Raw genomic sequence first — 12,863 nt, forward strand, 5'->3', positions numbered from 1 at the left:
GATGCCAAATCAGCACAGCTCAGGGGCCTGCCGATGAACTGGATCACCAATTATGTCCGCCCGCGGATCGACTCGCTTTTCTCGCGTCGCGATACGCCCGAGAACCTGTGGACGAAATGCCCGGAATGCGGGACCATGCTGTTTCACCGCGAATTGGCGGACAACCTCAATGTCTGCACCAATTGCGACCATCACCTCGCAATCACGCCGCGTGTGCGTTTCAACGCGCTGTTTGACGGCGGAATCTTTGCCGAGGTGAAGGTTCCCGAACCGATCCACGACCCTCTGCATTTCAAAGATCAAAAGAAATATCCCGATCGGATGAAAGCGGCGCAGAAAGCGACCGGCGAAAAAGAGGCGATGCTGGTGGCCGAGGGCGAGATCGGGCGCACGCCCATCGTCGCGGCAGCGCAGGATTTTACCTTCATGGCTGGCTCGATGGGCATGTATGTCGGCAATGCGATTGTCGCGGCTGCCGAACGTGCGGTGCTGCTGAAACGTCCGCTGGTGCTGTTTTCCGCTGCGGGCGGCGCGCGCATGCAAGAGGGGATTCTCTCGCTGATGCAGATGCCGCGCACGACTGTCGCGGTGCAGATGCTCAAAGAGGCTGGCTTGCCCTATATCGTAGTGCTGACCCATCCCACGACCGGCGGGGTCACGGCCTCATATGCGATGCTGGGCGATGTGCAGATCGCCGAGCCCAATGCCCTGATCTGCTTTGCCGGGCCGCGCGTGATCGAACAGACGATCCGCGAGAAACTGCCCGAAGGCTTTCAGCGCGCAGAATACCTGCTTGATCACGGCATGCTGGATCGCGTGACACATCGCATGAAACTGCGCGACGAACTGATCACGATCTTGCGCATGTTGATGGGGATGCCTCCCGCTGTTGCTGGCGATCTGCCGCCACCCGAGCCAATGGATGCTGCGACATCCGCACCAATGCTCGATCCCACGGATGAGACACCGCTCACGCCTTCCTCTTGATCGAAATATCCCGGGGGAGTCGCGCCGCGCGCGACGGGGGCAGCGCCCCCTTTCGGCGTGATCCACGAATATGACAGGTCCGACCATGTCCGACGCTTCCGATACGATCCTCGCGCGGCTGATGGGCCTGCATCCCAAGGTGATTGATCTCTCGCTGGACCGGATGGAGCGGTTGCTGGCCGCTTTGGGCCATCCCGAACGCCAGATCCCGCCGGTGATTCATATCGCGGGCACCAATGGCAAAGGCTCGACGCAGGCGATGATTCGCGCGGGGCTCGAGGCGGCGGGTAAGCGCGTGCACGCCTATACCTCGCCCCATCTGGCGCGGTTTCACGAACGGATTCGGCTGGCAGGCACGCTGATCTCCGAACCCGATCTGGCAGCGCTTCTTGATGAGGTCGAAGCCGCTAATGACGGTGCACCGATCACCTTTTTCGAGGTTACCACGGCCGCTGCCTTTCTGGCCTTCGCGCGAAGCCCGGCCGATTTTACCTTGCTTGAGGTCGGGCTTGGCGGGCGGCTCGATGCGACCAACGTGATCGACCAGCCCGCGCTGACCATCATCACCCCTGTTTCGATCGACCATCAGCAATTTTTGGGCGAAACCCTGCCCGAAATCGCAGGTGAGAAAGCCGGGATCATCAAGCGCGGCGTGCCGCTTGTCATTGGCCCGCAGCAAGACCTGGCGCTTGAGGTGATCGAGGCCCGCGCCGCGCGATTGGGCGCACCTGTTCTGGCCTATGCTCAGCAATGGCAGGTCTGGGAGGAGCGCGGGCGGCTGATTTTTCAAGATGAAACCGGCTTGCTCGATCTGCCCTTGCCCAATCTGCCGGGGCCGCATCAGATCCAGAATGCTGGGGCCGCATTGGCCGCGCTGCGCCATCTCGGGGTGGAGGCGTTGGCCTGTGAGGCGGCTGTCACGCGCGCAGAATGGCCCGCCCGGATGCAGCGCCTGCGTCAGGGGCCGCTTGCCCTTTGCGCGCCCAATACCGAGCTATGGCTTGATGGTGGGCATAATCCGGCGGCGGGTGAGATGATCGCCGCGACGCTTGCCAGCATGCCGCGCCGCCCGACCCATCTGATCTGCGGGATGCTCAACACCAAGGATGTGACGGGCTACCTGCGCCCGCTGGCTGCGCATGCCGCGCAGCTTGTCGCCGTGTCGATCCCCGGCGAGGCTAATACATTGAGCGCCGAGGACACGGCTGCGGCGGCAAGCAAGGTCGGTATTGCCGCCTCAACCGCACCCGATGTCGCCGCAGCGTTAGCTGCGATCACCGCGCAGGACTCGCATGCGCGGGTGTTGATCTGCGGCTCGCTCTATCTGGCAGGTCAAGTGCTGCGCGAGAACGGCTGAAGGCTCTAATACGAGCCGCGCGGCAAGGGTGTCGCGCCGCGATTATAATCGGACCAGTCGTTGATTTCGGGATAGTATTTGCGCCGCCACGCCCGAACGCGCGGGTTCATCCGCCGTCGCCAAAGCGGCGGAATCATCGCAAGCGCGGTCATACCCGGATAGCCGAACGGCAATTGCGGTGCCTCGTCGGCATCATAGGTTTGCAGCAGTGGAAAGCGTCGGTCGGGCTTGTAGTGGTGATCCGAATGGCGCTGTAGATTGATCAAAAGCCAGTTCGACGCGGTATGATCGGCATTCCAGGAATGACGCGGCAGCACGTGCTCATACCGCCCTTCGCCGCGATATTCGCGCGTTAACCCGTAATGCTCGACATAATTGGTCAGCTCCAGCTGCCAGATCGCGAAAAACGCCTGCAGCGCGAACAGCCCTAACCCCATCCAGCCGCCTACCGCAAAAGCCGCGATCAGCGCCAGCGCCTGCAACGCAGCGTAGCGCCAGAATGGGTTAGAACGATGCCAAAGCGGCCGCCCGGCACGGCGCAGCATCAGCGCCTCGGCCTTCCATGCCGAGCCGGGGCACTCGAACAGTACCCGCCGGAAGAAGCGGTGAAACCCCTCATTATAGCGCGCGCTGACCGCATCGCGCGGCGTGCCGACCCAGAGGTGATGCACCAGCAGATGCTCGGTGCGGAAATGCGAATACAGAACACTTGCCAGCAGAAGATCACCCAGCCAGCGCTCCAGTCTGTTCTTTTGATGCAGCAATTCATGGGCATAAACGATTCCGATCGTCCCCGAGATCACGCCCACACCAAACATCAGCGCCACGATTTCAAAGCCGTTCAGATGCGAACTGCGCGTCACATACCAGATCGTGCCATAGATCACCGCCGCCTGAATCGGGAACCAGATCATCGTGATCGCGCGATACCAACTCAGTTCGCTCTCGGGCGTCTCGACATCGGGTTGATCCTCGTTGCGCCCCAGAATTTGGTCGAGAAATGTCACCAGCCACCACGCATAGGTCGGCAGCAGGATCAGCGTCCAGCCACCGTAGCGCGCCTCGATCACGGCCAGCGGCACGGTGCCAAGCGACAGCCAGAAGGGCAACGCGTGAGAGGGGCTGCGGATTTCGTCGCGGCTGGACATCGGGGCCTCGGAGTTGCAAGCGCGGCCATGATAGCGCGGGAATTTCCTGATACAATCACTCAGGTTGCGGCCAATCAGCGCTTTGCGCCGCGTCCCAGACCTTGCGCATCAGTGTAGGAAGATCACCGGGTGCAAAATCGCCGCCGGGGGTAAAATTTGCGCCCTCTGCGCGGGTCACAAAGACGCGTAGGATCAGATGAAAATGGGTGAAAGTGTGGCGCACCTCGGCCTCGGCCTCCTGCCAGTCGGAGCGCAGCGGCGGGGCGGGCGCGGGGGCCTCTGACCAGTCTGAGCCGGGAAAGCCCAGCATGCCGCCCAGCAGGCCCTTCTCGGGGCGACGTTCCAGCAGAACATCCCCCGCCGCATTCATCGCGACATAGGCGAATCCCAGTCGCGTCGGCTTGGGTTTCTTCGCCAGCTTGCGCGGCAGATCGGCGGCGATGCCCTGCGATTGAGCATCACAATCCGCAATCAGCGGGCAGATCGCGCAGGCAGGGTTGCGCGGCGTGCAGATCGTCGCGCCCAGATCCATCATCGCTTGGGCGAAATCGCCGGGGCGGGATTGGGGCGTGATCTGCGCGGTCAGATTGGTCAACTCGGGCTTGGCTGCGGGTAGGGGAGTCTGCACGGCAAACAGGCGCGAGACGACGCGCTCGACATTGCCATCGACGACCGCGACCGGCTCGTCATAGGCAATCGCCGCGATCGCGCCCGCAGTATAGGGGCCGATGCCGGGAAGTTTTTGCAACTCAGCCGCCGTTTGCGGGAACTGACCGCCCATCTCATGCGCCACCACACGCGCGCATTTCAGCAAGTTGCGCGCGCGGGCGTAATAGCCAAGCCCGGCCCATTCGGCCATCACAGCGCCATCCTCGGCCGCGGCCAGCGCCTCGACGTCAGGCCAACGCGCCGTAAAGCGGCGGAAATAATCGCGCACGGCGGCCACGGTGGTTTGCTGCAACATCACCTCGGAGAGCCAGATGCGATAGGGATCGGGGCGCACGCCCGAGGCGCGGTCCTGCGGCGACACCCGCCACGGCATCACTCGGGCATCGGTATCATACCATTTCAGCAGGCTTTCGCCGATTGCCCCTTTACCGTCACGCAATGTTTATGCTCCCCTCTTGGCCATCGGTTGGCCTGACCCGATGTGCTGCTTACAATGGGGCCGATCAAGAGGAACCTATCGGCAATGAGTGCGAAAGACCCGAAATCCAAGTCAGACCGGCGCATGCGCGGCTTTGAGCCCGCAGGCAAGCTGCTGCGTCAGAGGGTGCGCGCGGCCGGCGAGTCGCGGGGATTCGCGGTGTCGCGCCTGTTGACCCATTGGTCCGAGGTGGTCGGCGAAGAGATTGCCGCCCAGACCCGCCCGGTGAAAATCGGCTATTCCAAGGGCGGATTTGGGGCGACGCTGACGCTGCTGACCACGGGGGCCGCAGCACCAATGGTGCAAATGCAACTGCCCCAGATTCGCGAAAAGGTAAACGCGTGTTACGGCTATAATGCGATCTCGCGCATTTCGCTGACACAGACCGCGCCCATCGGCTTTGCCGAAGGGCAGGCGCAATTCACCCCAGCCCCGAAGCCCGAGCCAAAGGCGATTGATCCGCAAATAATTGAGGCGGCAGCGCGTACGGCAGCGGGATGTGGGGATGCTGATCTTAGATCAGCGCTGGAAACTTTGGCACAAAACGTTCTATCGAGGTCCGCGGAACGGGCCGCGCAGAAGAAAGGCTGATACATGAGCAAAACTCTTACGATCCTTGGCGGCGTTGCCGTTGCAGGCGTTCTTGCAGTGGGTGGCTGGTTTGCCTCTCAGCATAGCGAAGCGAGCCTGATCACCGCCGCGCAGGCGCAAGAGGCAACTGCCGACAAAACGGTGCAGACCCTGCCCGATGTCAGCCTTGGCCAAGAGAACGCGCCGGTGACGATCATCGAATATAGCTCGTTCACCTGCCCCCATTGCGCCGATTGGCACACCGAAGAATACCCGACGCTGAAGAAAGACTACATCGACACTGGCAAGGTGAAGTTCATTCAGCGCGAAGTGTATTTCGACATGTTCGGGATTTGGGCTGGCTTGATCGCGCAATGTGGCGGTGACCCGAAATATTACGCGATTTCGGATATGCTGTTCAACAAGCAGCGCGACTGGATCGGCGATGGCAAGCAGCAGACGATTTCGGACAATCTGCACAAGATCGGGCTGCAGGCCGGGCTGACCAATGATCAGGTCACCACATGCATGAACGATGAAAAGCGCGCCGAGCAACTGGTCGCGACCTTCCAGAAGAATGCTTCAGCGGACAAGATCGACGCAACGCCGACCTTCATCATCAACGGCACGAAATATTCCAATATGGTTTGGTCGGATATGAAGAAGATCATCGACGATGATCTGGCCAAAGCCGCACAGTAAGCGCAGGTTGAGTTTATCGAAAGGCCGGCCCGATTGGGTCGGCCTTTTGCGTTACAGTCCAAGCTTGGCGAGCGCTGCATCCAGCGCATCCGCCACCGCGATTTCCAGCCGCACCGGTAGCGCGAGAACCTTGGGTCGGAATTCGGCAGGTAGGCGCACGGCGTCTTTCTCGGTGGTCACGAGTTGCGCGCCGAGCAGGTTGGCCTCGGCCTCGATCCGGGTCAGCAATCGGGGGGTGAAAGGCTGGTGATCCTCCAGCGCTTCGCTGCGCAGCAATTTTGCGCCCAGCGATTGCAGCGTGGCAAAGAATTTCTCGGGATGGCCAATGCCTGCAAAGGCGAGAACGGGCAAATCCTGCCAATCCATCCCTGTTTGCAGCGGCATCAGCGCGCCCGTCAAATGTGGAATTTTCACGCGCGATTGCCAAGCGGCGGCGAAATCATGCTGCGCAGCATCCGGCCCGATCGAGATCAACAGATCAGCCCGCGCCAACCCGGCATCCACCGGCTCGCGCAAAGGCCCGGCGGGCAAGCAGCGCCCGTTGCCAAACCCCTTTTGCGCATCGACAACGACGATTGACAGATCCTTGCGCAGCGCTGGGTTCTGATGGGCGTCATCCAGCACCACCACCTGTGCCCCCGCCGCCACCGCAGCGCGTGCCCCCGCAGCGCGATCCTTGGCAACCCAAGTCGGCGCAAAGGCTGATAGCAGCAACGGCTCATCCCCGGTTTGATCGGCGCGATGGGTGCGCTCATCGACGCGCACCGGGCCTTGCAAGGTGCCGCCATAACCGCGCGTGACGACATGCGCCGTCACCCCGCGCGCCGCGAGACGTTGCACCAACCAGATCACCGTGGGCGTTTTCCCGGTGCCACCTGCGTTGATATTGCCAACCGAGATCACCGGCACGTCCAGCGCCGCTCCCGGCTGTCGAACCCGCCGCGCGGTGGCTTGTGCATAAAGCGCGCCCAGAGGCGACAAAAGCCGCGCCGTCAGGCCGGTCTTTGTGGGCGCATTGAACCAGAACAGCGGCGCGCCCATCACCGACCGCCTTTCGTGAGGCGCGCTTCCAGCAACGCGGCGATGCCCCCTGCAACGGTTTCAACCGCGCCCGCACCCCCCGATGACACGAGCCACGCGTTATGTGCCAGATGCGCTGCGCGATCAGGGGCGATCAGATCGGCCATCGCATCGGGAAAATCATCTTCGGTGCGAATTCCACGACAGGCATGTGCCACTTCGAGGCGTAGATATTGCGCGCGGTGGCGTCCCAGATGCGGCCCGTGCAACACCGCTGATCCCAAAGCGGCGGCTTCGAGGGGCGCGCGCGGGGCATGCCCCAAACCGCTTAGGGTGCCGCCCATATACGAGAGCGGTGCAAGCCGATACCAAAGCCCATATTCCTGCGCATCATCGGCCACGAAAATCTCGGTCGTGGCTTGCGGCTCACCCTCAAGCGAACGGCGCGTCACCGACCAGCCCTCATCGCTGAGTTGTTGGGCCAAGGCCGGGCCATCTTGGTCGCGATCAGGCGCAAGCAACAACAACAAGCGATGCGCGTGACGCATGGCATAGCTATGGGCATTCAAAACGGCGCGAAGCTCTTCTCCCGGAACGCTCGTCGCCAGCCAGACCGGGCGCGCACCGATCGCATCGGCCATGGAAGCGCGCTCGACCTCCGAGCAGGTCAGCGGTTCGGCGGGTTCCACCAATGCGCCCTCACTGACCTCGATGCGCTCTGCGGGTATGCGTCGCTCCAGCGCGCGCCGACTGTCGCCATCACGCAGATAAATCCGGCTGAGGCGGCCTAGCAAAGCCGTGATTTTGTCACCTGACAAAGCTGCCACACCGGTGTCGAATTGCGCATCGGCCAAGGCGATCGGGATGTCGCGCCGAGCGGCCTCGGTAATCAGGGCCGCGGGCAAGACATTGCCCAAAAGCAAGATCATCTCGGGGCGCCAGGCATCAAGAACCAGCTTCACAGAGGCCGGACGATCTTCGGGGGCGGGCAGGCACAGTGCGTCTGGGGGCAGCCCCGCATCATCGGGAGGATCGCTTGTCGGGGTCAGCGCAATTTGCAGATCGGGCAGCCGCGCGATCACACGGCGCGCAACGAGCGCAGCCCCCGATCCGGCCCCGGTGCTGTCCCAGATCCACAAAAGTGGCCCGTCAGGCGGTGAGTGGGCCGCTGCGTTGCGCGCACGCGGCCCCGGAGGACGCATCGCAGCGAGGGGGCGCTCGATCCATGACGGAAGGGTGTGGCGCATCCTGCTGCTGGTCCTTATCGGCTCAGTTGCCGAGTTCTTCGGTCGGGGAAACCTCGACCGCTTCGTCGCGCAGACGATGCAGATGCGCAATGAAATAGCGGGTATGCGCGTCATCAACGGTGCTATGCGCGGCACCTTTCCAAGCGGCGTAGGCGCTGGCGTAATTGGGGAATATCCCGACAATGTCGATTTTCGAGACATCGGTAAATTCGGTGACACTCGGGTTCACCAGCTCACCACCGAAGACAAGGTGAAGACGCTGCGGATCGGCTTTGGACATGCTAACTCCTGTCGGCTTTTGCTGCAGCGCAGAGATTACGCGCTGCCATCGGGGTTCACAAGGCGCTGGCCCATTGTGCACGAAGCCGTTACCGCGCCAATCCCTGATCGGCCAGATACTGTGCGCCTTTGCGCAGCCCCGCCTCGTCATTCACCTCCAAGATCAGGCGTGGCATTTTGGGCAGCCGCCTGAGGGCTGCAAATACCGCATGCCACGCGATCGAGCCCTCGCCCGGATGCCAATGGCGGTCCCCATACCCGTCGACATCTTGCAAATGCACATGCTGCAACGCAGCCCCCGCCGCATTGACAAAGACATCTACTGGGGGCGCGCCCAAACGCCGATGCATGAACTGCGCATGTCCGGTATCCAGTGAGACCTTAACAGTCTTGCTATCAAGCGCCGCGGCCAGATCGACACGCAGGCGCGGTGTCAGATCCTCGACATTCTCGATCACCAAAGTCACGCCCAGATCGCGGGCCTGCGCGATCACCGGTGTCAGAATGTAGCGCACGCGTTCAATCTGCATGAAACCTTTCGAGGGATTCGCATCCAGATCGCTTTCCTTCCACATCGTGTAGGGCGAATGGATCACCATCTGATCGGCCCCAAGCTCGGCGCAGATATCAAGCGTGCGCAGCATCCGCGTGCGGATCACCTCGACAATCGCGGGATCGGTGCAATCGATGTTGAAACCCGAAAAGGGCCCGTGCAGCCCCAGCCGCCCACGATAGCCCGTCAGCAATTCTTTGGCGCGCGCCGCCATCTTCACAAAGTCCGCCTCGGGCGTGTTGGGCCAGCAAAAGCTTTGCAGTTCCAGATCGCGATGATCGGCCAAAATCCAGTCTTGATGATGGGCCAGCATATCAAGGCTCAGCGCTGCGCCCAGCAATGGCAGGTCTTTGGTCATGGGTATTCTCCTCTTGCGGAGGATGCTTGCGCAAGCATGAGGGCTTTTCAATCCCGCAAACGCGCTATATCGCACCGTCATGAGACGTACATTGCCCGACATCTACGATGCGAAACTGGCCGAAGGGGCGCTGAACCCCGATCCGGCCCAACGCGCCGTTCTGCCAATTCTCGAAGATATTCGCACCAAGCTTGAAACGGCTCCAGAGCCACGCAAACGTGGGTTTTTCTCGCGCAAGGCAGCCCCTGTCGAAGGGGTGCGGGGGCTGTATTTCTGGGGTGGCGTCGGGCGCGGCAAGTCGATGCTGATGGACATGTTCTTCGGGGCGACTGACGTGCCCAAGCGCCGGGTGCATTTCCATGCTTTCATGCAGGAAATTCAGGGCAAGTTGGAAGATGCGCGCCGCGCGAATACGGTCGATGCGATGCGCCCGGTGGCCGAAGAGGTGGCCGGGTCGCTACGCCTGCTGTGTTTTGATGAGATGCAGATCACCGATATTGCCGATGCGATGATTGTGGGGCGCTTTTTCGAGGCGCTGTTCGAGCGCGGCGTAACGATTGTGACCACCTCGAACCGCTTGCCAGAGGACCTGTATAAGAACGGTCTCAACCGCCAGCTTTTCCTGCCCTTCATCGCGCTGATCCGCGACAAGCTGCAAGTCTATGAGCTGGCATCCGATACCGATTATCGCCAGCATCGCCTGTCAGGGGAAGAGGTCTATTTCCACCCCGTCGGGCGCGAGGCGCGCGCGCGGATGGATGCGCTTTGGGACGATTTGTCTGGCCATGACCTCACCCACAAGCTGGAACTGACGGTCAAGGGCCGCAACGTCGTGCTGCCCCATTTCCATGCCGGTGTAGCGCGGGCGTCTTTCTGGGATCTCTGCGCGGTGGCATTGGGCCCGGCAGATTATCTCGCCATTGCCGATGCCGTGCGGGTACTGCTGCTGGATGATATCCCGCTGCTTTCGGCATCGAATTTTAACGAGGCAAAGCGGTTCGTGACGCTTATCGACGCTTTGTATGAGGCGAAAGTGCGGCTGATCTGTTCGGCGGCGGATGTGCCCGAACGGCTGTATGTCGAGGGCGAAGGCACGTTTGAGTTTGAACGCACCGCCAGCCGCCTGCGCGAGATGCAGGCGGCCGATTGGGCGCAAGAGGCGTAAGGGCGCGCGGGTGTCTCGACGCGGCCCTTGATTGCAACTCTCAGATCGCGGCGGCGAGGCGTGTGCCTTGATCAATCGCGCGCTTGGCGTCGAGTTCGGCGGCAACATCTGCGCCGCCGATGACATGGGGCGACCGGCCCGCTTCGATCAACGCATCGGCAAGGCTGCGCTCGGTCAACTGTCCGGCACATAGCACCACGGTATCCGCAGCGATCACGCCGGGGTTTTCGCGCGCCTCACCATAGCTGACATGCAGGCCCTCATCGGTGATGCGCTCGTAATTCACACCGCCGATCATCTGCACATTCTTCATCTGCAGCGCGGCGCGATGGATCCAGCCCGTCGTCTTGCCAAGACGACGCCCCAGCTTCTCGCGCTTGCGTTGTAACAGGGTGACAGCGCGTGTGGGCGCTTCGGGATGAGGCTCGGCCAGCCCGCCCGGTGTTTGTGCCGGATCGCCCACGCCCCATTCGCGCTTCCACTCCTCCAGATCAAGCGTCGGGCTGTCATCGACCGTCAGGAACTCGGCTACATCAAAGCCGATCCCGCCCGCGCCGATGATGGCGACGCGTGGTCCGGCTTTCACGCGGCCTTTCAGGATGTCGATATAGGACACCACTTGCCCGCCCTCGACCGGAATCTCGGGATCACGCGGGCGCACGCCGGTGGCGATGATCACCTCGTCAAAATCGGTTAGCGCCTCGACGGTGGCTTCCGTGTTGAGCCGCAGCGTGACGCCGGTCTTGTTCACCATCGTGGCGAACCAATCGGTGAGGCCGTGGAATTCTTCTTTGCCCGGCACCATGCGCGCCATCGTCAGCTGCCCGCCGATCTCATTTGCGCGATCAAATAGCGTGACCTTATGCCCGCGCTGCGCCGCCGTGATCGCGGCGGACAGACCTGCAGGCCCGGCGCCAACCACGGCAATTGTCTTGGGGCTGGCGGTGGGGGTAATCACGATCTCGGTCTCATGGCCCGCGCGCGGATTCACGAGGCAGGACGACACTTTGCCTTGGAACGTATGATCCAGACAGGCCTGATTGCACGCGATACAGGGCGCGATTTCGGCGGCGCGTCCCGCTTGCGCTTTATTGACGAAATCGGGATCGGCCAAGAACGGTCGCGCCATCGAGATCATGTCGGCGCTGCCTTCTGCCAAGACCTCTTCGGCGACGCCGGGCGTGTTGATCCGGTTCGAGGTGATCACCGGGATCGAGACTTCGGGGCGCAAGCGACCGGTTAGCCACGTGAACGCCGCGCGCGGCACCGAGGTGGCGATGGTGGGCACGCGCGCCTCATGCCAGCCGATGCCGGTATTAAGCATACTCGCCCCCGCCGCCTCGATCGCCTTGGCCAACGTCACGACCTCGTCCCAGGTGGAGCCGTCGGGCACCAGATCAATCAGCGAAATGCGGAAAATCACGATGAAATCCTCGCCAACAGCGGCGCGCACGCGTTTCATCACCTCGACGGGTAGGCGCATCCGGTTCTCAAAGCTGCCGCCCCAGTCATCCGTGCGCTTGTTGGTGTGGCGTACAAGGAACTGATTGAGGAAATAGCCCTCAGACCCCATGATCTCGACGCCGTCATAGCCCGCCTCGCGCGCCCGCGCGGCGGCTGTTGCGATATCGGCGATCTGTTTTTCGATCCCGGCTGCGTCCAACTCCTTGGGCGGAAACGGCGAAATCGGTGATTTGATCGCCGAAGGGGCGACGCATTCGGGCCCATAGGCATAGCGCCCGGCATGCAGGATCTGCATCGCGATGCGCCCGCCCGCCGCGTGCACGCGCTCGGTGATGATCTTGTGATGGGCGATGTCATCAGAGGTGAACAGGCCCGCCGCTTCGGGAAACACGCCACCCTCGCTATTGGGGGCCATGCCGCCGGTGACCATCAGGGCGACACCGCCGCGCGCGCGCTCGGCGTAGAATTCCGCCACCGCGTTCCAGTCGCCGCGCTCTTCAAGATTGGTGTGCATGGAGCCCATCAGGACCCGGTTGGGCAGGGTCACATGCCCCAGATCGAGCGGCGCGAAAAGATGCGGAAACTGGCTCATGTCGTCCTCCCATAACCTGCGCGTCACTGTGAAAGCGCACCGCGATCTTGTCACGCCAAACGCGGCGTCACGCTGCTTTTCGGGTGTGATTGCGCGCATGTGAGCGTTGGTAGAAAGGCGGCTGCGCCTGCCGGTGGGATGTTTCGCGCAAGGGCGGCTATCGTTTCTCAATAGTAACCAACGTGTGACAATACCGCGGTATTGTCCCCCCTTGGCCCCATTTGCGCCCGAATTGGGGGCCAGAACTGTTCCCGAACAAGCAATAAACCGAGAC

Annotated in this window: 12 protein-coding genes; 5 read left to right on the forward strand and 7 right to left on the reverse strand. The window is 62.1% G+C overall.

Features of this window, described 5'->3' with window-relative positions; genetic code table 11:
• Positions 1 to 33: 33 nt before the first annotated feature.
• Positions 34 to 987: an acetyl-CoA carboxylase, carboxyltransferase subunit beta gene (gene accD, locus QZ571_RS02125; RefSeq protein WP_295530994.1), complete on the forward strand. Its 954-nt coding sequence runs from the start codon at positions 34 to 36 to the stop codon at positions 985 to 987.
• A gap of 85 nt (positions 988 to 1,072) precedes the next feature.
• Positions 1,073 to 2,344: a folylpolyglutamate synthase/dihydrofolate synthase family protein gene (locus QZ571_RS02130; protein ID WP_295530997.1), complete on the forward strand. Its 1,272-nt coding sequence runs from the start codon at positions 1,073 to 1,075 to the stop codon at positions 2,342 to 2,344.
• A 5-nt stretch (positions 2,345 to 2,349) separates the two neighbouring features.
• Here the strand turns inward: QZ571_RS02130 and QZ571_RS02135 are convergent, their stop codons facing one another.
• Positions 2,350 to 3,492, reverse strand: coding sequence for an alkane 1-monooxygenase (locus QZ571_RS02135; RefSeq protein ID WP_295531000.1), 1,143 nt, complete (start codon positions 3,490 to 3,492; stop codon positions 2,350 to 2,352).
• A 55-nt stretch (positions 3,493 to 3,547) separates the two neighbouring features.
• Positions 3,548 to 4,600: an A/G-specific adenine glycosylase gene (mutY, locus tag QZ571_RS02140; protein WP_295531004.1), complete on the reverse strand. Its 1,053-nt coding sequence runs from the start codon at positions 4,598 to 4,600 to the stop codon at positions 3,548 to 3,550.
• An 84-nt stretch (positions 4,601 to 4,684) separates the two neighbouring features.
• Here mutY and QZ571_RS02145 point away from each other — a divergent pair, with 84 nt between their 5' ends.
• A complete protein-coding gene (locus QZ571_RS02145) occupies positions 4,685 to 5,230 on the forward strand; it encodes a DUF721 domain-containing protein (protein WP_295531007.1) in 546 nt (181 codons plus the stop codon).
• A gap of 3 nt (positions 5,231 to 5,233) precedes the next feature.
• Positions 5,234 to 5,911 (forward strand): DsbA family protein, encoded by a 678-nt coding sequence (locus QZ571_RS02150; protein ID WP_295531010.1) that lies wholly within the window; start codon positions 5,234 to 5,236, stop codon positions 5,909 to 5,911.
• A 51-nt stretch (positions 5,912 to 5,962) separates the two neighbouring features.
• Here QZ571_RS02150 and lpxK read toward each other — a convergent pair whose 3' ends face one another.
• From lpxK to QZ571_RS02170, 4 genes are all read right to left on the reverse strand, one after another.
• Positions 5,963 to 6,952: a tetraacyldisaccharide 4'-kinase gene (gene lpxK / locus QZ571_RS02155; RefSeq protein ID WP_295531013.1), complete on the reverse strand. Its 990-nt coding sequence runs from the start codon at positions 6,950 to 6,952 to the stop codon at positions 5,963 to 5,965.
• Positions 6,952 to 8,178 (reverse strand): glycosyltransferase N-terminal domain-containing protein, encoded by a 1,227-nt coding sequence (locus QZ571_RS02160; RefSeq protein ID WP_295531016.1) that lies wholly within the window; start codon positions 8,176 to 8,178, stop codon positions 6,952 to 6,954. Before QZ571_RS02160 ends, lpxK begins: the two co-directional genes overlap by 1 nt.
• 22 nt (positions 8,179 to 8,200) lie before the next feature.
• The gene (locus QZ571_RS02165; protein WP_295531018.1) at positions 8,201 to 8,458 is read right to left on the reverse strand and encodes a DUF4170 domain-containing protein; all 258 of its coding nucleotides are present in this window, start codon (positions 8,456 to 8,458) and stop codon (positions 8,201 to 8,203) included.
• An 88-nt stretch (positions 8,459 to 8,546) separates the two neighbouring features.
• Positions 8,547 to 9,368, reverse strand: coding sequence for a sugar phosphate isomerase/epimerase (locus QZ571_RS02170; protein ID WP_295531020.1), 822 nt, complete (start codon positions 9,366 to 9,368; stop codon positions 8,547 to 8,549).
• 79 nt (positions 9,369 to 9,447) lie between these two features.
• Between QZ571_RS02170 and zapE the strand changes: the two genes are divergently transcribed.
• Complete coding sequence (gene zapE, locus QZ571_RS02175) at positions 9,448 to 10,533, forward strand: cell division protein ZapE (protein WP_295531022.1); 1,086 nt, start codon at positions 9,448 to 9,450, stop codon at positions 10,531 to 10,533.
• Positions 10,534 to 10,573: 40 nt separating this feature from the next.
• On the opposite strand, the gene QZ571_RS02180 is transcribed toward zapE, so the two are convergent.
• The gene (locus QZ571_RS02180; protein ID WP_295531024.1) at positions 10,574 to 12,589 is read right to left on the reverse strand and encodes an NADPH-dependent 2,4-dienoyl-CoA reductase; all 2,016 of its coding nucleotides are present in this window, start codon (positions 12,587 to 12,589) and stop codon (positions 10,574 to 10,576) included.
• Positions 12,590 to 12,863: the final 274 nt, after the last annotated feature.

The sequence above is a fragment of the uncultured Thioclava sp. genome, from assembly GCF_913064665.1.
Lineage (GTDB): Bacteria > Pseudomonadota > Alphaproteobacteria > Rhodobacterales > Rhodobacteraceae > Thioclava > Thioclava arctica.